This window comes from Flavobacterium sp., from assembly GCF_027484705.1.
Lineage (GTDB): Bacteria > Bacteroidota > Bacteroidia > Flavobacteriales > Flavobacteriaceae > Flavobacterium.
Genome location: NZ_JAIXSL010000016.1, coordinates 23682 through 48899 on the forward strand (window position 1 = coordinate 23682; position 25218 = coordinate 48899).

A 25218-nucleotide genomic window follows, 5' to 3' on the forward strand; every position below is an offset into this window, starting at 1 on the left:
AGAAAATATGTACAAAGAATTAACGAAGTTCAAAACCAACAACCATTTCAATTTTACTGTAGATCATAGCCTCGAAGAAGTTTGCAACGCCTCAGAAAATGGGAGCGGAGTGTTCTTAGTATACGCTGCTGGCGTCGAAGATAAAGAACTGATTATGGTCGGTTCTACAGGAACGGTTCAGAACGATGGTTCGCTCAAAAGTAAGAACGGCGGGCTTTACGATAAGATTGTCAATGGGCATCAATTTGCTAAAACGGGTCGTAAATATTCGTGGCCGGCGCAAATGAAACTTGAAAACATTGATCGTTTGGAAGTGTATTGGTACGAAACCTTCAATGCCAAAAACAAATTCATCCCGACTTATGTGGAAGGTTTGATTTTGCAGAAATTTTTGGATGAAAACGGAAAGTTGCCTAGATGGAATGTGGCGTTTTAAGCTAAACCCGTTTTTATTTTCTGCTGCAATTGATTCAACAACACCTGATATTTGCTGATTTCAATCAAATCCTCGTCGTCATCGGAATGGTCTAAAAGCTCGTCGAGGTATTCCGCTGCATCAAGCAATTTGAAGTTCGCGTTGATATATTGTTTGTTCGCCATCAAATCTATGATTTCCTGAACGTCGCTCTTCAATGTAGTGAATTTTGAATCATCCATTGTTGTCAGTGTTGTTTTGATCGTTAAACTTTTTCACAATCGCTTTTAGTTTTTCCTTTCTGAGGATTTCAGCCTGTTTGGCTTTGTCCTGAGCTTTGTGCAATTTGTCATTGTGTATTTTGATGTTGCGTTCGTTGTTTCTTCCCATGTCATGTCGGTTACGTGCGACTCCAAAAATAATCATAAAAAACAACCCGCTGCTTTTTTTGGTTCGGTATTTGACAAGCCGAGGACAAACCTTTTAAACATCGTAATCATGAAAAAAATAATTTTACTTGTAGCTGTGGTCGGTTCAATGATTTTCTCCAGTTGTGAAGGACCTGAAGGGCCACGTGGTGAAACGGGTTATAGCGCGGAAGCAACTGTTTATGAAACAGACCCTATTAATTTTTTAGCGCCTAGTTTTGGAGTTTTTTTTACATTCCCAAATGAAGCAAAGACTTCAGATCATGTTTTGGTATATAGGTTGTCAGGCGTTGATCAAGGAGAAGATGTTTGGCAGCTCATTCCACAGTATCGTTACTTTCCAAATGGAACACTAGATTTCGGATATAATTATGACGCCACAAGATTTGATGTGAATATCTATTTAGAAGGAAATGATTTACAAAGCTTAAATGATAATTTAAGATTGGAGCAAATTTTCAGAGTAGTTATTATACCGGGTCAATTTGCTAACAAAGGAACTAAAAGCAATATCGATTTAAGCGATTACAACGCTATCATAAAAGCTTATAAAATTGATGAAAGTAAAATCAAACGAATCAATTAGAAAAAATAAGTCATAAAAAACCGTCTCACTAGGCGGTTTTTTTATGACTTATTTTTTAGTATTATCTCGATTCAAAGAAACTAATATACCAACAAGTAATGACAATCCAATAAAACTCAATGAAGCCCATTCCGGCAATTCGATGTAATCATGCAATAACATCTTCAATCCAACGAAAGTCAAAATGGCAATGAGACTGTATTCCAGACAACTGAATTTTTCGAGCATGTTCGCCAGAAAGAAATACATCGAACGCAAGCCTAAAATCGCAAAAATGTTCGAACTGAACACCAAAAAAGGATCGGAAGTAATCGCCAATATCGCAGGAACGCTATCGACTGCGAACAAAACATCCATCACTTCAATAATCACCAAAGCAACGAATAAAGGCGTTGCATAAGATTTGGAACCCTTTTGAATGAAAAAATGTCCTTTTTCAGTATCGGAAGTAATAGGGACAATCTTTCCTAAGATTTTATAGACTAGTGATTCTTTAGGTTCAAATTCGTCTTCTTCATTGGTGAACAACATTTTTATAGCGGTGAAAATCAGAAAGGCTCCAAACAAATAAGTCGTCCAGCTGAATTTATGGATCAGCATCACACCGAAGAAAATCATTAATCCTCTAAAGACGATGGCGCCAATGATGCCCCAAAACAGAATGCGGTGCTGGTATTTTTGAGCAATTTTAAACGCACTGAAGATAATAGCGATGACAAAAATATTATCAATACTCAACGACAACTCGATCAAATAACCCGTAATATATTTGATCATCGCCGTATGTGGCTTGAGTTGGTCCGGATTGGCAATATATCCACATTGATACAACCAATAAACAACCCCTGAGAATATAAAAGACAAAGTTACCCAAATGGCCGTCCATTTTCCGGCTTCTTTCGAGCTGATGATGTGTGGTGTTTTATTGAAAACGCCTAAATCCAAAGCCAGAAACACTAATATTAAAACCAAAAACAACGTCCAGACTATCATATCATATATTAAAGGTGCAGTTACAAATATAATTCTTACAACTGCAACAACAAGAAACATTAACGAATATTGTTTTTAGTCTATAATTTTTTGCATTTCATCTAATTTATCAATTTGACCCATAAAAAAATAGGGTATATTTATTTTAAGTATCAATTTTTTATATATTTGCCTCGAATTAATAGGGTATAAAATCAAAAATAAATATTTATGGCTACATTACGTTTTCAAGCTTTAAAAGAATCGTCCAACAGAACCCCGGTTAAATTTGAAGAAACCGGAAAAAAATCAGCGATTTTCGGATCGAACGTTTTTAACGACAAAGCAATGAAGCAGTTTTTGACTTCAGATGCTTTCAAAGGCGTAAGAGATGCAGTACAGCACGGCACAAAAATCGACAGAAAACTTGCGGATTATATCGCGATGGGCATGAAAGAATGGGCTTTGTCTAAAGGTGTAACCCATTATACACACTGGTTTCAACCTTTGACTGGCGCTACTGCCGAAAAACATGATGCGTTTTTTGAAACTTCTTACGATGGCAGCGATCCGCTTGAAAAATTTGGTGGCGGACAATTGGTGCAACAAGAACCTGATGCGTCAAGTTTTCCGAACGGAGGTATCAGAAATACTTTTGAAGCCAGAGGTTACACCGCTTGGGATCCGACTTCTCCAGCGTTTATCTTCGGAACTACTTTGTGTATTCCGACGGTTTTCATTTCGTATACCGGAGAAGCTTTAGATAACAAAATCCCATTGTTGCGCGCTTTATCTGCGATGGATGATGCTGCTACAGAAGTTTGTAAATATTTCGATAAGAACGTCAAGAAAGTAACCGCCACGTTAGGTTGGGAACAAGAATATTTTCTGGTTGATAAATCATTAGCGCAATCGCGTCCGGACTTGATGATGACCGGAAGAACTTTACTCGGGCATACTTCAGCCAAAGGACAACAATTGGACGACCATTATTTCGGTTCGATTCCAACGCGTGCACTTACTTATATGAGAGATTTGGAACAGGAATGTATGTTGCTCGGAATTCCGGTAAAGACACGTCACAACGAAGTAGCGCCGAACCAATTTGAATTGGCACCGATTTTCGAAGAAACGAATTTAGCGGTAGACCACAACTGCCTATTGATGGATATCATGTCGAAAGTAGCCGAACGCCACGACTTCAAAGTCTTGTTGCACGAAAAACCATTCAAAGGCGTCAACGGTTCCGGAAAACACAACAACTGGTCATTGGCTACTGATACAGGAGTCAATTTGTTGAGCCCGAGCAAAACACCAATGAGCAACTTACAATTCTTAACCTTCTTCATTAATACCATTAAAGCGGTCAATGAATACGAAGCGTTGTTAAGAGGTTCGATTGCAACGGCTAGCAACGACCACCGTTTGGGTGCCAACGAAGCGCCACCAGCCATCATTTCCGTGTTCATCGGAGAACAATTGACAAAAGTTTTGGCAGAACTTGAAGGCGTGACCAGCGGGAAATTGTCACCGGAAGAAAAGACAGATTTGAAATTGAATGTCGTTGGGAAAATTCCGGATGTATTGTTAGACAATACTGACAGAAACAGAACTTCACCATTTGCTTTCACAGGAAATAAATTTGAATTCCGTGCGGTTGGTTCCTCTGCAAACTGTTCGAACGCGATGACTACCTTGAACACTATCGTAGCTAAGCAATTGAAAGATTTCAAAAAAGAAGTCGATGCTTTGATTGATAAGAAAGATTTGAAAAAAGACGAAGCCATTTTCAATGTGTTGCGCGAATACATCAAACAATCTAAAAATATCCTTTTCGAAGGCGACGGCTACAGCGATGCTTGGGAAAAAGAAGCAGCAAAAAGAGGGTTGAGCAATTTCAAAACCACTCCGCAAGCTTTGAAAGCAAGAGCATCAAAACAAGCGTTGGATTTATTCTCAGAAATGGGCATCATGAACCATGTAGAAGTGGAAGCGCGTTACGAAATCGAACTTGAAGAATACACCAAGAAAATTCAGATTGAAGGTCGTGTGTTAGGTGATATTGCCAGAAATCACGTGATTCCAACGGCAATACGTTACCAAAATACTTTGATTGAAAACGTGCGCGGGCTCAAAGAAATCTTCGGAAAAGACTTCGAGAAAATCGCCAAAGAGCAAATCGTTTTGATTAAAGAGATTTCTTCACATATCGAAGGCATCAACACCAAAGTAGAGGAAATGACCGAAGCCAGAAGAAAAGCCAACGCGCTGACTGATGGAGCAAAAATGGCTGACGCTTACTGCGAAAAAGTAAAACCTTATTTCGAAATCATCCGCGAGCATTGCGATAAATTGGAGCTTTTGGTCGATGACGAAATCTGGACCCTGACCAAATACAGAGAACTGTTGTTCACGAAATAATTCGTGATAGCATATGAAAAGCCCGTTTCGATTGAAGCGGGTTTTTTTGTTGTAGGTTTTAAGTCAGGAGCTGTTCCCGCTATCCGTTACAATCTTTTGTGTCGAACACCGCCACAAAAGGATTTTCACTACTATCGGGGCTAGGGCATTCCGTCGCAAAGAACGCAACTTATAACCTACAACTTTTTTCACTAACTTTCGTACTCCAAATAAATACCCCATGAAAGCTGTTTTTCTTATTCTATTTTGCGTCGTTTCTGCCACTTTCATTTCCGCTCAGGAACAATTCTCCGTTTATTTTGGCAGCAATAAATTCGAATTGACGCCAAAAGAAAAAAACAGCTTAAACCAATGGATGGCTTCACATGCCGATGTAAAAGTAGTCGGTATCCACGGATTTACTGATGAAGATGGAAGCAACGGTTTCAATGATACGCTGGCCAAAAACAGGATCAATTTTATCTTCAATGCGATTCAAGGCAAAATCAAAATCAGGGAAGATTTCAAGACCAGAAGTTTTGGCGAACTGCACAAGCTTTCCAAAATCAAAGCTGAAAACCGCAAAGTGACATTGTTCTATATCGAAGCGAAAGATATTCCAAGAGAAAATGAGATTCTCGGCATTAAGGAAGTGGCGGCTGCACCGATCGAAGAACTTAAGGAAATCATTCATTATCCCGAAAAATTGGTTTTCGATAACCCTGACGGAACCAAATCTGAATACAAGCTCGATGTGGCTTTCATGCAAAAAATGAGTGAAGCCGCAGTAGGAGAGAAGCTTAAGATCGAGAATCTGAACTTTAAAATCAACACTTTTATAGTGGTGCCCGAATCTAGAGGAAAAATGTATGAACTGCTCGTCGTGCTTCAGAAAAATCCGAAATTGGTCATTGAAATTCAAGGCCATTTGTGTTGCATGCCCAATGATCGTTTGGATTTATCGACACAACGCGCCAAAGCCATCAATAATTTTCTAGTCGCTAATGGCATCAATGAAAAAAGGCTTACTTACAAAGGATTCGGAAGCACCCAGCCGATTTATCCGATTCCCGAAAAAGACGAAGCGCAACGTGCCGCCAACCGCCGTGTAGAAATTCTGATTGTATCGCGTTAATCAAATCCATTCAATAGCAATGAAAAATAGTTTAGCCTTTATTTTATTACTGCTGTTGCCTGCATTCGGACTTTCTGCGCAGGAAAAACTGACGGTGTTTTTTGATTTTGACAAACACAACCTCAATGATACTGCCCTCCAACAACTGCAAACCTGGATCGCCAACAATCCTAAAATTGAAGTGACTAAAATATACGGTTTCTGCGATTGGAAAGGCAATAATAACTACAACGATTCGCTTTCGTTGAAACGCGTCAATACGGTTTTTAATTACTTCAAAGAAAAGAATATCAAAGTTAAAGAAGGTTATGAAATTAAAGGCTTTGGCGAAGATTTTGAACAATCGAAAGTGCAGTCTGAAAACCGTAAAGTCCTCATCGTTTATGAATTCAAAAAAGAGGAAACTTCAAAATCGGCTATGGAGAACAAAGACAGTTTGCCCTTAGCCGAACAATTCAAACAAGCCAAAACGGGCGATAAAATCCGGTTGAAAAATATTTATTTTTATAATATGACGCCAAGGATTCTTCCAAAATCAAGACCGGTTTTGATTGAATTGTTGTGCGCTTTGGAAGACAATCCCAAACTCAAAATAGAAATCCGTGGGCACATTTGTTGTCAAAGAGGATTTGACATCAATGACCTTTCGGTGATGCGGGCGCGGGCGATTTACAATTATCTAGTCACCCAAAAAATTAACAGGAAACGCTTGTCTTATAAAGGTTTGGGAACCAGCGAACCCATTTATCCGATTCCTGAAAAATCGGAATTTGAGGAAGATGAAAACCGCCGTGTAGAAATTTTGGTGCTTGAGAACTGATTTTAAAATCCTAAAATCTTATCCGTTAAAACGGAACAATCTCATTATATTTGCCGGACAACAACACAACAATCCATGAGTTCAGCTACTTCCAAACGTTATGCGCAACGCGGCGTTTCCGCATCTAAAGAAGATGTGCATCAGGCCATCAAAAACATCGACAAAGGATTATTCCCGAAAGCTTTCTGTAAAATCGTTCCAGATTATCTGACGAATGACCAAGAGTATTGCTTGATCATGCATGCCGACGGCGCCGGAACAAAATCATCATTGGCTTATCTGTATTGGAAAGAAACAGGCGATATTTCAGTTTGGAAAGGCATTGCGCAAGATGCACTCATTATGAATATTGATGATTTATTATGTGTTGGCGCTACTGATAATATTTTGCTTTCCTCAACCATTGGTAGAAATAAAAACAGGATTTCGGGCGAAGTGATTTCAGCCATCATCAACGGTACTGAAGAGCTTATCGAAGAACTCAAACAGCACGGCGTCACGATCCATTCCACGGGTGGAGAAACAGCTGACGTGGGCGATTTAGTGCGAACGATTATTGTTGATTCCACAGTTACGGCACGAATGAAACGTTCTGATGTGATCGATAATGCCAATATCAAGTCGGGCGATGTGATTGTCGGTTTGGCTTCTTTCGGTCAGGCCGTTTATGAAAAATCATACAATGGCGGTATGGGCAGCAACGGTTTGACTTCAGCACGCCATGATGTTTTCGCGCACGATCTGGCTAAAAAATACCCTGAAAGTTTCGATGATCTTGTGCCCGATGATTTGGTGTATTCAGGCCAGATGCAATTGACGGATGCTGTTGAGAATGCTCCGATTGATGCGGGTCAATTGGTGCTTTCGCCCACGAGAACCTACGCGCCGATTGTCAAAAAAATACTAGAAAAATATTCATCAAAAGACATTCATGGCATGGTGCACTGCAGCGGTGGTGCGCAGACTAAGATTTTACATTTCATAGAAAACCTACATATTATTAAGGATAACTTATTTCCTGTTCCGCCTTTGTTTCAACTGATTCAACAGCAATCGAAAACGGATTGGAAAGAAATGTATCAGGTTTTCAACTGTGGCCATCGCATGGAATTGTATGTTCCGGAAAGCATCGCGTCAGAGATTATCAACATTTCGAAATCTTTTGGTGTGGACGCACAAATTGTCGGTCGGGTAGAGGCGAGCCAACATAAAAAACTCACTATTGTCAGCGAATACGGAACTTTTGAATATTAAATTTTTACCAGCGGTATGCAGTCTTAACAAGGCATGAGAAACATATTAAAAATCGAATTCAATCCCGATAGAATATACGGACTTGATGTGCTCCGGGCTGCCGCGATTTTTTTTGTATTGGTTCCGCATGGTGGTTTTTTGCTTCCGCAACGGTTAAAAATGGCCAGTTATTTTTTTTCTTTAGATGGGGTTTCTATTTTTTTTGTGCTCAGCGGTTTTCTGCTCGGCGGAATTCTGATCAAAAACCTGGAAAAAGCAACATTTACCAAAACGGACTTAATCAATTTTTGGGTGCGAAGATGGTTCAGGACTTTACCCAATTACTTTCTGATTCTAACGGTTCTCTGTATTTTTAGCTATTATACTGATGATGGTTTTGCGCTTGGCAATCTGGCAAAGTATTTTGTTTTTTCACAGAATTTATTCGAACCACAACCTGAAGGTTTTTTTCCGGAAGCCTGGAGTTTAAGTGTTGAAGAATGGTTCTATCTGCTGATACCGGTCATTATTTTTTTACTGATTGTTTTTCTAAAAGTAAAACCGAAAAAGGCTGTTTTATCAACGGTCATATTAATTATTGCAACCATCACATTATTTAGATATATAAGGTTTGAGAACACAATCATTCTTAATTACGGTGATTGGGATATGTATTACAGGAAACAAGTATGCACGAGACTTGACAGTATTATGTTTGGCGTATTGGGTTCCTATTTTCAATTTTATTACCGTCAAAGTTGGATTCGTTATAAGTTTCAGTTGCTGATTGCAGGCATGATTTTATTAATATGCTCCACCCATTTTTTTTCACGCTTATTCATCAGTTATGGAGGAATGTACTCCTGTGTTTTTTCGTTTACAGTGGTCTCATTGGCGGTACTTTTCCTGCTTCCGTTTTTGTCAGAACTCAGAACAGGTAAAGGTTGGATTTACCGCGGCGTTACATACACCAGTTTAATTTCCTATTCGATGTATTTATTGAATTTTTCGATTATTCAGCGCTGCATAGTCAATAAAATCAAATGGACGCTTTTTTTGGATTCCGAATATGCCATTTGCTTTGTCCAATATTTCCTATACTGGATTCTGGTGTTTGTGTTTTCCATTTTACTGTATAAGTATTTTGAAATGCCTATGACCAGACTAAGAGAACGAATAAATAGATAGTTTATGAAAAAAGAATAAAATGCTGTGGGCGCCATTTCACAAATTGCCTTTTCATGTGTTCATAAAACTGCTTAGATGGTAAAGAAGGTATTAGATAATCTAGTGTAAACAATAAAAATGGTCAAACAATAATTTAAGCATTCTGTTAAAAAGCCATCAAGAGGTGGTTTTTTTATTTTTACAATTTTATTTTTACTACTTTTGACGTTATTAACTTAAAAAATAAATAATGAAAAAAATTACATTTAATCTTTTATTTGGAGTTGCTTTGCTATTGTCTTCATCGGGAATTATAGCTCAAGCCAATGACAATTTTGCCAATGCAGAAGCTATTTCCTGCGGAAATAACTATACAGGATCTACCGCTGCGGCAACGCTCGACGAGAACGATGCTCCTGACGGATTTGGAGCAGACATGGATGCTCCGAATGTATGGTACTCCTACACAGGTTCAGGTGCAGAGGAAACCATTACCCTTAATTTATGCGGTTCTTCTTATGACAGCTCTGTATTAGTTTATACAGGTTCTTCAGGAAGCTTGACTTTAGTAGCGGGTAATGACGATGATGCTACTTGTGGTGTATTTCCGGCAACTACTCGTTCAAGAGTAAGTTTTACTTCAGATGGTTCAACAACATATTATATTGCTATCGAAGGGTATAATGTTACAAGTACAGGAGCATTCACAATGGATGTAACTTGTTCTGCGGTTAACCCTCCAGCGGTCAGCAATCAAACGTGTTTGTCGGCTTTAGCAGTTGATGTTGATGCTTCCATCATTAGTTCCGATAATTCATACGGAGATGTAAGCCCGACACAAACTACTTGCGATCCTTTTGGTAACATTCAGGATGTTTGGTTTTCATTCGTAGCCCCATCTGCAACAGTAAATTGTACGGTAACTAAAGGAACTATGACATCTGCTAATTTTGCTATTTATTCAGGAGCATGTGATGCATTGACCAGTTTAGCCTGCCGTATTGATTTGACAGCAGCAACTACGCAATCATTAACAACGCTAGTTCCAGGTGATACTTATTATGTTCAGGTATGGAGTAATGGTGCTGAACAAGGAGATTTTACCTTAAGTTTATCTGATCCGTCACTCTGTTTGCCAGCAGCCACTTTTGCAAGTGTTGCGAATTGTATTGACAACAACTTCACAATCAACGTTGATATTACAAGTTTAGCATCTGCTAGCTCCGTTACGGTTACTGACAATCAAAGTAGCCCATCACAATCAAGCAACTCGGCAGGAATTGTTACTTTCGGACCTTATGCCTTTGGAGCTTCTGTAGTTTTAACAGTAACCAATGATCAGAGCCCAGGTTGTGCTTTAGTTAGTCCAACTATATTGTTGGCAGGTTGTCCTCCTGTAAATGATGAATGTACTAATGCGATTGCATTAACAGTTAATCCTGATTTTAGCTGTGCAAATATCACTGCCGGAACTGTGGCTGGAGCAACTGCCTCTGCAACAGATGCTACTGCTTGTTTCGGAACAGAAGATGATGACGTATGGTTTTCATTCGTAGCAACTGGTGCAACTCACACTGTAAGCTTGCTTAATGTAGCGGGTTCTGCAACAGATTTATTCCATTCATTATGGACTGGAGCTGATTGTTCTAGTTTAGCTTTAGTACCAAATTCATGTTCAGATCCCAACACTAGTACTATCTCAGGTTTAACCGCTGGAGAAACTTATTATTTAAGAGTAAATACTTATACAGCTACTGCCGGACAAACTACTACTTTTAATGTATGTATCGGAACACCACCACCACCACCAGCCAATGACGAATGTGATGCTGCGATTGCTTTAACTGTAAACCCAGATGATTCTTGTGCAGCTGTAACATCAGGGACAATTGCTTCAGCCACAGCTTCAGCCACTGATGCCACTTCTTGTTTCGGAACAGAAGATGACGATGTTTGGTTTTCTTTCGTTGCTACTGATACCGTTCAAACAATTAGTTTATCTAATGTTACAGGTTCTACTACAGATTTATTCCATTCATTATGGGAAGGTGATTGTTCAGGTTTAACATTGGTTCCAAACACTTGTTCTGATCCAAACAGCAGTTCTCCTTCAGGATTAAACATTGGTCAAACTTATTATTTAAGAGTATATTCTTATACAGCCACTGCCGGACAAACTACTTCTTTTGATGTTTGTATTGGAACACCACCAGCACCACCAGCGAATGACGACTGTGCAAGCGCAGAAGCATTGACTTTGAATACTCCGGTAACTGGTTCAACAGCTAGTGCTTCAACAACAACTTTAGGAATTACACCTTCATGTCAAACAAATCGTAAGAATGATGTTTGGTATAGTATAGAAGTTCCAGCTTCAGGAACTTTAACAGTAACAACAAATCCAGCTCAGGTTACAGCTATGACTGATTCAGTAGTAAGTGTGTTTACTGGTTCTTGTGGATCATTTACTGAAGTGGGTTGTGATGATGATAATACTTCAGACAACTTTTCTACAGTAGAAATGACAGGTTTAACTCCTGGCGATATAGTACTTATTGGAGTATGGACATATGGAACTACTGCAGATGGAAGGTTCATTGTGAACGCATTTGATCCTACACTAGCAACGAATACTTTTGATAATACAACTTTTGCTTACTACCCAAGTCCTGTGAAAGATGTTTTGACTTTGTCTTACAACAAAAACATTACAGCCGTAGCAGTATACAATTTGTTAGGACAAGAGGTGATTACAAAATCAGCAAATGCTAATTTATCACAAATTGATATGTCTAACTTAGCTAAAGGTACCTACCTTGTAAAAGTTACAGCAGACAATCAAATAAAAACGATTAAAGTTATTAAAGAGTAATCTTTTTTAAACTGTTTGTAATTTTTAACCACCTTCGGGTGGTTTTTTTGTTTTTTAGAGATTATTTTTTCTACTTTTATGAAATATTAACTTATCAACAATTATTTATATGAAAAAAATTACCTTTAAAATTTTACTGGTTTTTGCATTACTGCTCTCCGCGTATGCCAATTCCCAATGTTTAGTGGCAACCAACGGACAGTGGCCGACTGACCCCGTACCTGCTGCCACGTGTGATGGCTTAACTGCAACAATTGCAACAGCATTTGGTTATGCGAGCGAATATTCTGCAGTGGAACTTGTAGCGGGCGAAACTTATACTTTCAAAAGTTCAATAGCTACGGATTACATCACCATCAGTACGGATGATGGCGCAACTGCTGCAACTTTTGGTGCAACGCCACTTATGTGGGTTTCTGACTTCACTGGTGTAGCCCGTTTCTATACGCATGTTAGTGATGCTTGTGGCGGAAATACGAATGAAAGAACCAGATCTTTTATATGTGGTGTTCCACCATGTATAGCTCCAATGGTAACATTCACCAAAACCTTTGATTGTGGAAATTCAAATTTTGGCATTGATGCAAACATCACAAGTATAGGCGATGCGGCTTCTGTTACAGTAACTGATGATCAGGGAAGTCCTTCACAAACCGTTTCTTCAACAGGTTTGGTAAGTTTTGGCCCATATGCTTTCGGTACTTCTGTAGTATTTACTGCGACCAATGATCAAAACTCAATTTGTAATCTCGTAAGTGAGGCTCAAGTTGTAAATGCATGTCCTCCGACCAATGATACTTGCGATACTGCGATTGTATTGAATTGCGGTGATGTATTGACTAATCAAACTACAGAAGGAGCTACTGGTGGTAGTGCTACTTCTTGTGTTGGAACTATTGGAGACGATATATGGTATACCTTTACTGGAGACGGAAAAATCTACACCTTGACAGCTACAGCTTTGGGTACTAGTGATGGTGCACAAGTTGAAGTTTACGCAAGCACAGACGGAAGCTGCGCTGGTTTTACTCCGGGTAATTGTTTTGCAAGCAACGGAACAGGAGATGCGGTTGTATCAGTAGCTTTTGCGTCTACAGATGGTACGGTTTATTATGCTCATATCGGAAATTGGATTAATGGTGATCCGGCCATTACTTTTGATCTGGCATTAACTTGTCAAACTCCTTCAACTCCACCAGCGAATGATGACTGTACAGGCGCCTATGCTGTGACTGTGAATTCAGATTTGACTTGTACTTCAGTTACGGCTGGAGATTTAACTGGCGCAACAGGCTCAACGCTTGTTGATGGTGTTTGTTTTGGAACCGCTGACGATGACGTTTGGTTTTCATTCACAGCCACAGAAGTAGTACACTCGATCAGCCTTAATGATGTAACCGGAAATACAGATTTATACCACTCTTTATGGACAGGTGATTGTGCTAATTTGACATTAGTGCCAAACTCTTGTTCTGATGCTAATAGCAGTATTCCAACAGGACTAACAGTAGGGCAAACTTATTATTTAAGAGTTTATTCTTATACTGATTTACCTTTGCAAACCAGTACTTTTAATGTTTGTATAGGAACATTACCTCCAACACCTGCTAATGATGAATGTGATGGTGCCGTAGCATTAACTTGTGGAGATACCCTAAGCGGACAAACAACATTATCAGCAACAGGTGGAACGGCTACCTCTTGTATCGGAACTATCGGAAATGATATATGGTATAGTATTCCAGGTAATGGACAATTGATCACATTGACTGCTGTGGCTTCTTCGGAATTTCCACAGATTCAGGTTTACGAAAGTACTGATGGAACTTGTGCTGGATTTACACCAGGAACTTGTTTTGCTAGCGCAGGAACAGGAGAAACCACAGTTAATGTAACTTTCCCTTCGACTATTGGAACAACATATTATGTTCAAATCGGAAACTACATCAACGGTAATCCGGGTGTTGTTTTTGACTTATCTGCTACTTGTGCCGATGCGCCTCTACCTCCAGCAAATGATGATTGTGGAAGTGCAGAAGCTTTAACCTTAAATACTGAGGTAACTGGAACAACAGCGGGTGCGACTACTACGGCTTTAGGAATAACACCTTCATGTCAGGTAAATCGTGCCAATGATGTTTGGTACAGCATTCAAGTCCCAGCCTCAGGAGTTTTAACGGTAACTACTAATCCAGCTCCTGGAACCGCTATGACCGATTCAGTATTAAGCGTATTTACAGGTTCATGTGGCTCATTCACAGAAGTGGGTTGTGACGATGATAATGCTGCAGATAACTTTTCAACTGTTGAAATGACAGGATTAACTGCGGGTGATACCGTATTGATCGGAGTATGGAGATACAGTTTAGGAACCGGCGTAGATGGCGAGTTCATTGTGAAAGCATTCGATCCTACATTGGCCACGAACACTTTTGATAATGCTGCTTTTGATTACTATCCAAGTCCTGTGAAAGATGTTTTGACATTGTCTTATAACAAAAACATTACATCTGTAGCAGTATTCAATTTGTTAGGACAAGAAGTAATGACTAAGTCTACTAGCGCCAACTTATCACAAATTGATATGTCAAATCTGGCTAAAGGAACTTATTTAGTAAAAGTTACCGCTGACAATCAGTTGAAAACCATTAAGGTTATCAAAGAATAATTTTAAAAAAAATAGTCATTTTTAAGCCACCTTCGGGTGGCTTTTTTTATGTGGAATGTTTTCGCACCGTATTTTTTATTACTTTAGAAAAAAAATTAATAAAACGATAAGCTATGAGAAAAATTACATTAGTCTTTTTTATTTTATGCGCATTTATTGGTAAGGCACAGTCAGTTTCTGAATATATATTCACCCAATCAACGGAAGTATATACACCGGTTGCTGGAATAAATTCTACTGCTGTTGGGGATGATGGCTCAGAAGATATCCTCTCTATAGGTTTTAATTTCAGTTATGGCGGTGGTACTTATTCCACATTCAGTATTAGTACCAATGGTTTTATTCGGTTAGGGAATGGAGTCGCCGGTCAATCTTATACCAATATATTAGCGATTACTGCCCCTCAAAGCCCTTTAATTGCTCCTTTTTGGGACGATCATAACAGGAGTACCGGATCCATTCAATACTTACTTTCAGGAACGGCGCCTGATAGAGTATTAGAAATAGGATGGGACAACATCAATTTAGGTGGAGGAGGAGCTCAAAGTACTACTGCTTTCGGATCGTTTAAAATGAGGTTGCACGAAACGACAGGAGCAATCGAATTCGTCTACGGACCAACAATGAATCTGGCTGGTAATTTAACGGCTTCCATAGGATTAAATGATCTGAATAGTTTTTTAAGTGTTTCACCAGATTCATCAACCGCAACAACCTCATTTCTAACGGCCAATAACGGTATAACCACTAGCCAGTTTCTTTTAGGTCAGAAATTTACATTTGCACCAGGGAGTCACTGTGAAGGAACACCAGTTCCCGGTAACACAATTTCAAATTTCGCAAGTGTTTGTGATAATTATCCATTAAATTTAAGCCTTCAAAACCAAACATCTGGATTTGGTGTTAGTTACCAATGGCAAATTTCTTCAGATGGTATAAGTTTCACAGATATCGGAGGAGCAACAAATCCAATATATATTACATTCCAAAATACTGCTTCAACATATCAATGTATCGTAACCTGTAGCGGTGTGAGTGTCACAAGTAATCCTGTTGAAGTCACTATGAATGATATAAATTTATGTTACTGTGTCCCAACTTATACCAATGGCATAACGCAAGGAGATTTGATTTCGAATGTTGTAATTACGGATACTACTTTGGCTAATAATTCAGGAACTTCAACAGCTGGTTCGGCTTACAATTATTTTGCAGGTCAGCCCAATTATACCGCTTCACTACATATCGGACAAACTTATGAGGTAAATGTAACAGTAGGAACTTTTGCTCAACAAAATGTTACTGTTTGGATTGATTACGATGATGATGGAATTTTTGCAGCTAACGAAAGGGTAGGCAGCAGTGCAGAAATAGGAGCCAATGGAACAGGAATTTTTTCAATAGTATTAGATTGTAACGCTATTCCCGGATTACACAGAATGAGGGTTCGCGATGTATGGAATACTCTTTCATCAGGAATAGAACCTTGTACCAATTATACCTATGGAGAAACCGAGGACTACACTATTACGATTGAAGATGGTATTGTGTGTGTAGCACCATTTAGTTTAGGAACACTATCTGTCAATGCCACCAATGCGGAAATTACTTGGGCTTCTGCTTGCAACCCAATTGGTTTTGATGTTCATGTCGGATTGGCTGGCAGTGGTTTACCCGTTGGTAATCCTTCACATCCAAATGCCACAAGCCCTTTGTTGGTAACAAATTTGACTGAACTCACCGGTTATGAGTTTTATGTAAGATCATTATGTGCAGATAATCAAATCAGTGATTGGAGCGGTCCGTATAATTTCATGACGCTTCCACCGGCCATCTCTAATGATGAATGCAACAATGCGATTGCTTTGGTTCCCGGTACTAGTTTCAGCGAACATGCTATTGTGGGTAGTAATGTTGGGGCTAGTAAGTCTATCGGACCACCGAATCCTACCTGTGCCTCATTGGGCTTTGGAGGTGATGTTTGGTTTAGTACGATTGTTCCAGCGGACGGAAAGATTACTATAGAAGTTCAGGCAAATCAAGGCTCACTATTTACAGATTCAGGAATGACAGTGTTTACCGGAACCTGTGATAATTTAATTGCTATCGGTTGCAGTGATGATGAAGGAATCGGTTCGTTTTCAAAGTTGAACTTAACAGGTTTGACTTCTGGCCAGACAATCTATGCAAGAGTATGGGAATATGGTAATAATGTTCACGATGCTTTCCAGATTTCAGCTTGGAGTGCCACACTTGCTAATGCCGGTTTCGATCAATCGACTTTTAAGTATTATCCGAATCCAGTTAAAGATTATCTGAATCTTTCCTACACGCAACCTATCATTAAGATAATTGTTTACAATATGCTAGGGCAAGAAGTTTTTGCTCAAGAACCAAAATCCAGAGAAAGCAAAATGGATATGAGTAGCTTGCCTGTTGGTTCTTATCTTGTAAAGGTTTATACCAATGAGCAGCAGCAAACGATAAAAGTGATTAGAGAATAAATAAACGACAAATCAATAATCAAAAGCCACCCAAAAACGGTGGTTTTTGTTTTTTATAAAGTTTATCTTTGTTAAAATTATACAGTATGTTTTTTTCAATTATTATTCCTGTATACAATCGACCGGACGAAACTGACGAGCTCTTGGACAGTTTGTCGAAATTAGAATTTGAAAGCGACTTTGAAATCGTCATAGTTGAAGATGGATCTGCAATCAAGTCAGATAAAGTGATAGAAAAGTATGCGGAAAAATTAAACATTTCGTATTACTTTAAGGACAACACCGGCCCGGGGGATTCTAGAAATTTCGGGATGAAGCATGCCAAAGGTGATTACTTCATCCTTTTTGATTCGGATTGTATCATCCCCAAAAATTACTTGACCGAAGTTGAAAAAGCATTCAGAATCAATTATGTGGACTGTTTCGGTGGACCTGATAAGGCTCTGGATTCGTTTTCAGACGTACAGAAAGCCATCAATTTCTCCATGACTTCTTTCCTCACTACCGGTGGTATTCGAGGTGGTTCGGAAGCGATTAATAAGTTCCAGCCCAGAAGTTTCAATATGGGCATTTCCAAAAAAGCGTTTGAAGCCTCAGGCGGATTTGGAAATATTCACCCCGGCGAAGATCCTGATTTGTCGATCCGTTTGTGGAATTTAGGTTTTGAAACCAAATTGTTCCCCAATGCGTATGTATTCCATAAACGTAGAATCGATTGGGGTAAGTTTTCGCTTCAGGTCAATAAATTCGGGAAGGCCAGGCCGATTCTGAACAGTTGGTATCCTGAGCATGGCAAACTGACTTATTTTTTTCCGTCATTATTTATTTTGGGATTGTACGCTTCAATAGTTTTATTGGTTTTTGCAGAGGATTATGTATTGAAATTATATTGTTTATATTTTTTCGTTTTGTTTATTGTAGCCACTATTCAGAACAGAAGTATAAAAATCGGATGGCTGGCCATTGTAGCAACATGGAAGCAATTCCACGGGTATGGGCTCGGTTTTATGCAATCTTTCATCAAGATCAACGTTCTCAAACAAAAACCGGAAGCAGCCTTTCCGGAATTATTTTTTAAGCCATGACAAAAATTATCGGACTTACCGGAGGAATAGGAAGTGGGAAAACTACCATAGCGCAGTATTTCAAATCATTGGGTATTCCGGTTTATATAGCTGATGATGAAGCCAAAAAAATGCTTGATGTTCCGACGATTCAAAAGGAAATTAAAGAAACATTCGGAGAAGTTGTGTTTGAAAATGGAGCTATATCCAGACCAAAACTAGCTTCGGTAGTATTTGAAAACCCTGAAAAACTGAAGGTCTTAAATGGCATCATTCATCCCGCAGTAAAGGAACATTTTAAAGATTGGTTTGTGCAACATTCGAATAATCCGATTGTTATTAGAGAAGCGGCCATTCTTTTTGAAAGCGGAAGTTATTTGGATTGTGATAAGATTATTACCGTTGTAGCTCCATTGGAGACAAGAATTCAAAGAGTGCTTTCAAGAGATAAAACGACCAGAGAAGCTGTTTTAAATCGAATCAAAAACCAATGGACCGACGAGATGAGAATCGCCAAAAGTGACTTTGTTATTGAAAATAATGACCTTTCTAATGCGAAAGAGCAAGTGGATAAAATTCTAAAAAAACTGACAAATCCATAAAATTCACTTTTGATGTTAATCTTTGGTTAATGTATTAATGGCTTAAATGTTAAAATGTTAATTTTGATGTGATGAATAAATTGTTTTTCCGACTGCTTGTATTGTTGATGAGTTTGTCCTTGATAGGCATCATTCTCGTTCAGGTTTATTGGTTCAACACTTCGTTTAAGAATAATGAAGAACAGTTCAGGTTTCACGTCAAGCAAGTCATCGGCAATGTCGCTGACAAGCTACAAAAGGAAGAAGCTTTTAGTTTTATTGACAAATACAAAAAACTAAAAGACAGTATCGGAAAAGAACCTCAGAAAAGCGATTTTCTGGAGTTCGGTTACTATCAGAGAGATTCCCGCACTAATGAAACCATTATCTATTCCAATAATATTATTTCTGAGGATTACAATATTTCATCTTCGTTCTTTGATAAGAAATCCGACAGTATAAAACTTAAAAACTTTTCATCCAAAAGGGTTACGGAAGTTTTCAACAACGGCAATATCGATAAATCGGGCATGGATCAAAAAATCACACCCGACATCAAAATCCGTAAAGCTGGTAAACTTGAAATTCTCGACAATGCGCAGTTTGAAATTTTCTTTAAAGACATCGCAGCCGCAAAACCTTTGCAGGATCGCGTTTCAAAAGAAAAGCTATACAAGTTGTTGAAAATCGAACTTGATGAATACGACGTGAAAACGCCTTTTGAGTTCAGTGTATATAGCAACGGCTTAGCAACCAAAATCCAATCGGAGAGTTTTAAGTTCGATAAAGACAATACGTATTCGATTCCCGTTTTTACGGACAATGAAGGCAACAACAAATACCAGTTGCTCGTAAGTTTTCCACACAAAGAAAAGTTTTTATTCTCAGAATTGGTAGGAATTACATTGTTGTCGATCATATTCACGTTGGTTATCGTGATTGCTTACACCAGCGCTTTGAATCAGCTGATCCGTCAACGCCAGATTTCGGAAATCAAAACCGATTTCATCAACAATATGACGCACGAATTCAAAACGCCGATTGCCACGATCAACTTGGCTTTAGATGCGATCAAGAATCCGAAAGTCATTGATGATAAGGAAAAGATACAACGTTACCTGCAAATGATCCGCGATGAAAACAAACGCATGCACGCGCAAGTTGAAAATGTTCTAAGGATTTCCAAACTTGAGAAAAAAGAATTGGAAATCACCAAAGAATCCTACAGCATCCACGATATCATCGAAGAAGCTATAGAACATGTCAACCTGATCATCGAAGATCGACAAGGAACGATAGAAACGCATTTGGACGCCAACAGAACAACAGTATTGCTCAACGATGTCCATTTTACCAACGTGATTGTAAACGTACTGGACAACGCCATTAAATACTCAACCGAACCGCCAAGAATCGATATTTATACTGAAAACATTAAAGATTTCGTTATCATTAAAATAAAAGACCAAGGCGTCGGAATGAGCAAAGTGGCCCAAAAGAAAATTTTTGAAAAATTCTATCGCGAACATACCGGCGATTTGCACAACGTCAAAGGACACGGACTAGGATTAGCCTACGTCAAAAGAATTGTAGAAGACCACAACGGTCAGATATTTGTAGAAAGTGAAAAAGGAAAAGGAAGCACATTTATTATTAAATTACCACTAATCAACTAAACTATAAGCTATGGAAACAGACAACAAAAAAATCCTCTTAGTAGAAGACGACCAGAACTTTGGCGCCATACTAAAGGATTACCTCATGCTCAATGACTTCGATGTCACGCTCGCCAAGAACGGCATGGAAGGTTTCGAAAAATTCAAAAAAGACACTTACGATCTTTGCATCCTGGATGTTATGATGCCTTATAAAGACGGCTATACATTAGCTAAAGAAATCCGCGAGAAAAACAAAGACGTGCCGATTATTTTCTTAACGGCCAAATCGATGAAAGAAGATGTGCTCAAAGGCTACAAAGTAGGCGCAGACGATTATCTCAACAAACCTTTCGATTCGGAAGTATTGCTGATGAAAATCAAAGCCATCATCCAACGAAAAGCCAACGATGTCAAAACCGATCACGTAAAATTCGAGTTCCAGATTGGGAATTTCCACCTGAACTCAAAATTGCGTTTCCTGACGTTCAAAAACGAGGAACCGATCAAACTCTCGCCAAAAGAAAACGAATTGCTTAAAATGCTCGCAGTATACGAAAACGATTTGATGCCAAGAGAATTAGCGCTCACTAAAATCTGGAGAGACGATAATTACTTCACGTCAAGAAGTATGGACGTTTACATTGCCAAACTCAGAAAATACCTCAAACTCGATGAAGACGTAGAAATACTCAACATCCATGGCGAAGGTTTCCGTTTGGTAGTCAAAAACAAAATCGCCAGTTAAAACACAAAGCCCTGAGAAATCGGGGCTTTTTTTATGAGAAGCTATTCCGGCTATCATTCCAATCTTTTGCTTTTTAAAGAAAAAAGCAAAAGGATTTTCCCTTCTATCCGGGCTATGACATTACGTTATCGCAGAACCTTATTTAAAATTCAATTCCAAAGCAAATACCGATTTAGCATCTTTAGTAATGCTGAAAGTAGTTTTGTTTTTCAGTTGAAATTGGTGAATCTCCACCTTGTCTTTCAACGAAAGTTCCTTAAGGAAATTCATTTCGAGTGAAACAATTTTCTGCTCCAATATATAATTCTCATCCACCAAATCAAGGCACCATTCTAAATATTTCACGTTATTCACGTGGTTTACAATATCCAAATCTGACAACATCACTTTACGTTCAAATACCTTTTCTTTTTCTTCCAGAATAGTAATCTTAGAGAACGGAAGCAAAGTAGCCCGATCATACGGATATTTTTCGCAATGGTCGTGTACTAATGCCATGCCTTCAGGTCGGCGAGTTCTGGTGTTGAAAACCGCCCAGAAGGTTTCTGCTCCAATATATTTCTCACCATTGACTGATACTTCCATAGCCCGCACCGAGCGTGAATTCTCAAGCGAGTTGATCCAGGTTTTGATGGTAATTTTATCTTTCCATTTTGGGAGTTTTGCAATTTCCAACCGCATTCTGCTGAGTACCCAAGCCTGATCGAATTCCTGCATGTCCACAAAGCTAAAACCACCTGATTCCGAATGTGCGGCAGCGGTCAATTGCAACAGATTGCACAATTCGGTATAACGCAAATCGCCCTTAGGTGTGCATTGCATAAAATTGATTTCCCAATCCTGAGAATGTATCGACTTAAAATCGGGTGCTATGGGCATCTTTTTCGGTTTCTATGTATTGTATGATTTCTTCTGTCTTCACATTGAAATCAAACCATTTGGTGTTTTCTTTTCGTTTGAACCACGTCAGTTGTCGTTTGGCAAAACGTCGCGTGTTTTTTTTAATTTCTTCAATCGCTTCGGGCAAGGAAATTTTGTTCTCAAAATGATCAAACAATTCCCGATAGCCTACGGTTTGCAGCGCATTTAGTTCTTTATGTTGAAATAATGCTTTGGCTTCTTCAAGCAATCCGGCTTCCATCATCAAATCAACGCGTTGGTTGATCCGATTATATAAAACGTTTCTTTCCGCTTCCAAACCAATCACAATAGGCGTGAAGCTGCGTTCATTTTGTTTTTGGTTTAAAAACGAAGAATACGGTTTTCCTGTTCCCAGACAAACTTCTACAAAGCGCATCAGACGTTGAGGATTCTGCAAGGTTTGCGGATTTTCAGCAGATAGTTTTTCGTAATAATCCAGATCGTATTTTTTCAATTCCTGCTGAAGATAATCTATCCTAAATTCTTGATAGTGTGAATTAACGCTGTCTCGAATTACATTAGGGATTTCAGGAAAATCATCAAAACCTTTCAGTACGGCATCCACATACAAACCCGAACCGCCAACCAAAATAGCGTAATCATTTTTGGAGAATAATTCGTCAAGTTTAGCAATGGCTTCCTTTTCAAATTCGCCTACAGTATAGTTTTTAAATACCGATTGGTTGTGGATGAAATGATGCGGCGCGCCTGCCAATTCTTCTGCTGATGGAACCGCTGTGCCAATAGTCATTTCCTGATAGAATTGCCGGCTGTCACACGAAACAATCTCACAACCGAAATGCTTCGCCAACTGAATGCTCAGTGCTGTTTTTCCGATAGCAGTCGGGCCGACAATGGTAATCAGATATTTCATGCAGTGATGAGGTTTAGCCCCGATGGCAATGATATCCTTTTGGGCCGGAGTTCGGCGCAAAAGATTTAATGGACAGCGGGAAACAGCTTCTAAAAATACAACAATTTCAAACTTTTACTTCTTCTGATTTGGCTCTGAATAATCGTTCTCGTATCGCGATTGCTCGGCATATGCACCAAAATGTTTCTGAGAATTTCGATGTTTCTGATCTGGTAATTCAAATCGTAAAAGGCGTAACCTTTATAGATTCCGTTTTCAATCAAAACTGCTGAACGCTCATTAATCGTACGTCCGCGATCGGTGAGTACGATGGTTTTGTTGTCAAATAAGTTTTTGTCGATGAATTCCTGCACTCGTAAATTATAAACTTCAGGAGCAACATTGCCAATACAGGCACCGTCACATTCTTTGATGGTGTATTGAAAACAATGCGTTTTTGTGTCGTAAATCCCATTGAGTTTCTGGCACAATTGGTAAGCCGCCGAAATTCTGTACAGCGCATTTTTGCCTTCCTGAAAAGTCGTGAACGAAGTGATTTCTTTTTTGCGTCCATCGGCTTTCTGGAGTTTCAAATTGATGTAACCGTTCTCGTCTATCTCGTCATACAAAGCCCATTGAAAAATGCTTTTTCTTTGCGAACGGTTGTAAACGGGTTGATTGACTTTGATTTCCTGACTTTCTTTTAAGAGCGCGATGAGTTCGCTTCCAGTCTCGTCAAAAGTCACGGCAAACACTTCGAGTTGTATCTTTTTGCATTTGTTTGTCGTTCCGGTAAAATGTTGGTTTACACGTTTTTTGATGTTCTTACTTTTACCGATATAGATGATTGATCCGTCTTCGCGATGGATGTAATAAACGCCGGTTCTTGAAGGCAATTGATCCACAATATCGAGCAATTTCGGAGCAATGCCTTTCACGACTTCAGATTGCACCAATTCTTTGACGATGGTTTTTTCGACGTCTTTCTCCAACAGCATTTTAAACAACTTTACGGTTGCCAATGCGTCGCCGCTCGCACGGTGCCGGTCGGCCATCGGAATCCCTAAAGCGCGAACCAATTTACCAAGACTGTACGAAGGTTGTTCAGGCATCAGCACTTTTGCAAGTTCTACGGTACAGAGCGTTTTGCATTCAAAATCGTAACCCAAACGGCGGAACTCTGTGCGTAAAATGCGATAATCGAACGAAGCGTTGTGCGCCACGATGATACAATCCTGCGTGATTTCGATGATTCGTTTTGCCACTTCGAAAAACTTCGGAGCCGAGCGCAGCATGGCGTTGTTGATTCCGGTGAGCTTGACCACGAAAGGCTGGATCGGGATTTCAGGATTGACCAGGCTGATGAATTGGTCTACGATCTCATGACCGTCGAATTTGTAGATGGCGATCTCAGTAATGCCTTCTTCATTATATTGTCCTCCGGTGGTTTCTATGTCGAGTATTGCGTACAAATTGTGTAATCAGTGTTCAGTAAGTTAGTGTTCAGTTATTGTCATCCCGAGCGCAGTCAAGGGGAATTATCGTCCGCCAAAGATACTACTTCCGATGCGAACCATCGTACTGCCACATTCGATCGCTAATTGGTAATCGCCGGACATACCCATCGAAAGTATTTTGAATGATGAATTTTGAATTTTGAATGTATCGAAAATAGTTTTCAAATGTTGGAATTCCTTTCGGATTTGAGATTGACTTTCGGTAAACGTTGCCATGCCCATCAAGCCAACTACTTTGATGTTGTGTAAATTTTTGAAGGTTTCGGATTGCAGTAATTCGATAAGTTCTGCTTCGTTGAGTCCGAATTTGGTTTCTTCTTCAGCGATGTGTATTTGAAGCAAACAATCGATGATTCTGTTGTTTTTGAGTGCTTGTTTGTTAATTTCTTCGAGCAGTTTCAAACTGTCAACGCCATGAATTAACGAAACAAAAGGCGCCATGAATTTGACTTTGTTCGTCTGCACATGCCCAATCATATGCCACTCGATATCTTTCGGCATCTGCTCGTACTTCTCGGTCATTTCCTGGATTTTGTTTTCCCCGAAAATGCGTTGTCCGGCCTCATAGGCTTGCATCAGATCACTTACTGGTTTGGTTTTGGAAACCGCTACCAGTGTCACTTGCGCAGGCAATGATTGTTTGATTTGTAATAGATTATCTTGTATTGACATGGTTTTG

21 protein-coding genes are annotated in these 25218 nt (G+C 39.2%); 14 read left to right on the forward strand and 7 right to left on the reverse strand.

The window, feature by feature from the left end; genetic code table 11:
- Window positions 1-7: 7 nt before the first annotated feature.
- Window positions 8-436 (forward strand): hypothetical protein, encoded by a 429-nt coding sequence (locus Q0058_RS08760; RefSeq protein ID WP_298222974.1) that lies wholly within the window; start codon window positions 8-10, stop codon window positions 434-436.
- Here Q0058_RS08760 and Q0058_RS08765 read toward each other — a convergent pair.
- Complete coding sequence (locus Q0058_RS08765) at window positions 433-657, reverse strand: hypothetical protein (RefSeq protein ID WP_298222976.1); 225 nt, start codon at window positions 655-657, stop codon at window positions 433-435. The two genes, Q0058_RS08760 and Q0058_RS08765, sit on opposite strands and share 4 nt — an antisense overlap.
- Entirely contained in the window at window positions 650-805 is a 156-nt protein-coding gene (locus Q0058_RS08770; RefSeq protein WP_298222978.1) for a hypothetical protein, read from the reverse strand. Before Q0058_RS08770 ends, Q0058_RS08765 begins: the two co-directional genes overlap by 8 nt.
- A 108-nt stretch (window positions 806-913) precedes the next feature.
- Here Q0058_RS08770 and Q0058_RS08775 point away from each other — a divergent pair, with 108 nt between their 5' ends.
- Window positions 914-1429 carry a hypothetical protein gene (locus Q0058_RS08775; protein WP_298222980.1) on the forward strand — a complete coding sequence of 172 codons (516 nt, stop codon included), beginning with the start codon at window positions 914-916 and terminating at the stop codon, window positions 1427-1429.
- A 48-nt stretch (window positions 1430-1477) separates the two neighbouring features.
- Here the strand turns inward: Q0058_RS08775 and Q0058_RS08780 are convergent, their stop codons facing one another.
- A complete protein-coding gene (locus Q0058_RS08780; protein WP_298222982.1) occupies window positions 1478-2422 on the reverse strand; it encodes a TerC family protein in 945 nt (314 codons plus the stop codon).
- Between the two features lie 210 nt (window positions 2423-2632).
- Here Q0058_RS08780 and Q0058_RS08785 point away from each other — a divergent pair, with 210 nt between their 5' ends.
- From Q0058_RS08785 to Q0058_RS08840, 12 genes are all read left to right on the forward strand, one after another.
- A complete protein-coding gene (locus tag Q0058_RS08785) occupies window positions 2633-4822 on the forward strand; it encodes a glutamine synthetase III (RefSeq protein WP_298222984.1) in 2190 nt (729 codons plus the stop codon).
- Between the two features lie 220 nt (window positions 4823-5042).
- On the forward strand, window positions 5043-5936 hold the full coding sequence (locus Q0058_RS08790; protein ID WP_298222986.1) for an OmpA family protein: 894 nt from the start codon (window positions 5043-5045) through the stop codon (window positions 5934-5936).
- 19 nt (window positions 5937-5955) lie between these two features.
- Complete coding sequence (locus Q0058_RS08795; protein ID WP_298222988.1) at window positions 5956-6756, forward strand: OmpA family protein; 801 nt, start codon at window positions 5956-5958, stop codon at window positions 6754-6756.
- A 75-nt stretch (window positions 6757-6831) separates the two neighbouring features.
- Window positions 6832-8010, forward strand: a complete 1179-nt coding sequence (locus Q0058_RS08800) for an AIR synthase related protein (RefSeq protein ID WP_298222990.1) — start codon at window positions 6832-6834, stop codon at window positions 8008-8010.
- Window positions 8011-8043: 33 nt separating this feature from the next.
- Window positions 8044-9177, forward strand: coding sequence for an acyltransferase (locus tag Q0058_RS08805; RefSeq protein ID WP_298222992.1), 1134 nt, complete (start codon window positions 8044-8046; stop codon window positions 9175-9177).
- A 229-nt stretch (window positions 9178-9406) separates the two neighbouring features.
- Entirely contained in the window at window positions 9407-12028 is a 2622-nt protein-coding gene (locus Q0058_RS08810) for a T9SS type A sorting domain-containing protein (RefSeq protein ID WP_298222994.1), read from the forward strand.
- A gap of 109 nt (window positions 12029-12137) precedes the next feature.
- Window positions 12138-14696, forward strand: coding sequence for a T9SS type A sorting domain-containing protein (locus Q0058_RS08815; RefSeq protein ID WP_298222996.1), 2559 nt, complete (start codon window positions 12138-12140; stop codon window positions 14694-14696).
- 113 nt (window positions 14697-14809) lie between these two features.
- Window positions 14810-17200, forward strand: a complete 2391-nt coding sequence (locus Q0058_RS08820; protein ID WP_298222998.1) for a GEVED domain-containing protein — start codon at window positions 14810-14812, stop codon at window positions 17198-17200.
- Window positions 17201-17286: 86 nt separating this feature from the next.
- Complete coding sequence (locus tag Q0058_RS08825; RefSeq protein WP_298223000.1) at window positions 17287-18285, forward strand: glycosyltransferase; 999 nt, start codon at window positions 17287-17289, stop codon at window positions 18283-18285.
- Window positions 18282-18866, forward strand: a complete 585-nt coding sequence (gene coaE, locus Q0058_RS08830) for a dephospho-CoA kinase (protein ID WP_298223004.1) — start codon at window positions 18282-18284, stop codon at window positions 18864-18866. The genes Q0058_RS08825 and coaE overlap by 4 nt, the downstream gene beginning before the upstream one ends.
- 71 nt (window positions 18867-18937) lie before the next feature.
- Window positions 18938-20521, forward strand: a complete 1584-nt coding sequence (locus Q0058_RS08835) for a HAMP domain-containing sensor histidine kinase (protein ID WP_298223006.1) — start codon at window positions 18938-18940, stop codon at window positions 20519-20521.
- A gap of 10 nt (window positions 20522-20531) precedes the next feature.
- A complete protein-coding gene (locus Q0058_RS08840; RefSeq protein ID WP_298223007.1) occupies window positions 20532-21248 on the forward strand; it encodes a response regulator transcription factor in 717 nt (238 codons plus the stop codon).
- A gap of 138 nt (window positions 21249-21386) precedes the next feature.
- Here the strand turns inward: Q0058_RS08840 and Q0058_RS08845 are convergent, their stop codons facing one another.
- The 4 genes from Q0058_RS08845 to Q0058_RS08860 all read right to left on the reverse strand — a co-directional run bounded on the left by Q0058_RS08845 (window position 21387) and on the right by Q0058_RS08860 (window position 25211).
- Window positions 21387-22127, reverse strand: coding sequence for an acyl-ACP thioesterase domain-containing protein (locus Q0058_RS08845; protein ID WP_298223010.1), 741 nt, complete (start codon window positions 22125-22127; stop codon window positions 21387-21389).
- On the reverse strand, window positions 22105-23043 hold the full coding sequence (gene miaA / locus Q0058_RS08850; RefSeq protein WP_298223012.1) for a tRNA (adenosine(37)-N6)-dimethylallyltransferase MiaA: 939 nt from the start codon (window positions 23041-23043) through the stop codon (window positions 22105-22107). The genes Q0058_RS08845 and miaA overlap by 23 nt, the downstream gene beginning before the upstream one ends.
- Before the next feature lie 89 nt (window positions 23044-23132).
- Entirely contained in the window at window positions 23133-24494 is a 1362-nt protein-coding gene (locus Q0058_RS08855) for an exonuclease domain-containing protein (RefSeq protein ID WP_298223014.1), read from the reverse strand.
- A 66-nt stretch (window positions 24495-24560) separates the two neighbouring features.
- Window positions 24561-25211, reverse strand: coding sequence for a YggS family pyridoxal phosphate-dependent enzyme (locus Q0058_RS08860; protein ID WP_298223016.1), 651 nt, complete (start codon window positions 25209-25211; stop codon window positions 24561-24563).
- Between the last annotated feature and the right edge of the window lie 7 nt (window positions 25212-25218).

Bases quoted from the DNA above. Each gene is read 5' to 3' on its own strand.
- Q0058_RS08815 (WP_298222996.1), top strand. From the start codon at position 12,138: ATGAAAAAAATTACCTTTAAAATTTTACTGGTTTTTGCATTACTGCTC.
- Q0058_RS08785 (WP_298222984.1), top strand. From the start codon at position 2,633: ATGGCTACATTACGTTTTCAAGCTTTAAAAGAATCGTCCAACAGAACC.
- Q0058_RS08790 (WP_298222986.1), top strand. From the start codon at position 5,043: ATGAAAGCTGTTTTTCTTATTCTATTTTGCGTCGTTTCTGCCACTTTC.
- Q0058_RS08840 (WP_298223007.1), top strand. From the start codon at position 20,532: ATGGAAACAGACAACAAAAAAATCCTCTTAGTAGAAGACGACCAGAAC.
- Q0058_RS08800 (WP_298222990.1), top strand. From the start codon at position 6,832: ATGAGTTCAGCTACTTCCAAACGTTATGCGCAACGCGGCGTTTCCGCA.
- Q0058_RS08775 (WP_298222980.1), top strand. From the start codon at position 914: ATGAAAAAAATAATTTTACTTGTAGCTGTGGTCGGTTCAATGATTTTC.
- Q0058_RS08780 (WP_298222982.1), bottom strand. From the start codon at position 2,422: ATGATAGTCTGGACGTTGTTTTTGGTTTTAATATTAGTGTTTCTGGCT.
- Q0058_RS08795 (WP_298222988.1), top strand. From the start codon at position 5,956: ATGAAAAATAGTTTAGCCTTTATTTTATTACTGCTGTTGCCTGCATTC.
- Q0058_RS08770 (WP_298222978.1), bottom strand. From the start codon at position 805: ATGGGAAGAAACAACGAACGCAACATCAAAATACACAATGACAAATTG.
- coaE (WP_298223004.1), top strand. From the start codon at position 18,282: ATGACAAAAATTATCGGACTTACCGGAGGAATAGGAAGTGGGAAAACT.
- Q0058_RS08825 (WP_298223000.1), top strand. From the start codon at position 17,287: ATGTTTTTTTCAATTATTATTCCTGTATACAATCGACCGGACGAAACT.
- Q0058_RS08845 (WP_298223010.1), bottom strand. From the start codon at position 22,127: ATGCCCATAGCACCCGATTTTAAGTCGATACATTCTCAGGATTGGGAA.
- Q0058_RS08860 (WP_298223016.1), bottom strand. From the start codon at position 25,211: ATGTCAATACAAGATAATCTATTACAAATCAAACAATCATTGCCTGCG.
- Q0058_RS08820 (WP_298222998.1), top strand. From the start codon at position 14,810: ATGAGAAAAATTACATTAGTCTTTTTTATTTTATGCGCATTTATTGGT.
- Q0058_RS08760 (WP_298222974.1), top strand. From the start codon at position 8: ATGTACAAAGAATTAACGAAGTTCAAAACCAACAACCATTTCAATTTT.
- miaA (WP_298223012.1), bottom strand. From the start codon at position 23,043: ATGAAATATCTGATTACCATTGTCGGCCCGACTGCTATCGGAAAAACA.
- Q0058_RS08810 (WP_298222994.1), top strand. From the start codon at position 9,407: ATGAAAAAAATTACATTTAATCTTTTATTTGGAGTTGCTTTGCTATTG.
- Q0058_RS08765 (WP_298222976.1), bottom strand. From the start codon at position 657: ATGGATGATTCAAAATTCACTACATTGAAGAGCGACGTTCAGGAAATC.
- Q0058_RS08835 (WP_298223006.1), top strand. From the start codon at position 18,938: ATGAATAAATTGTTTTTCCGACTGCTTGTATTGTTGATGAGTTTGTCC.
- Q0058_RS08805 (WP_298222992.1), top strand. From the start codon at position 8,044: ATGAGAAACATATTAAAAATCGAATTCAATCCCGATAGAATATACGGA.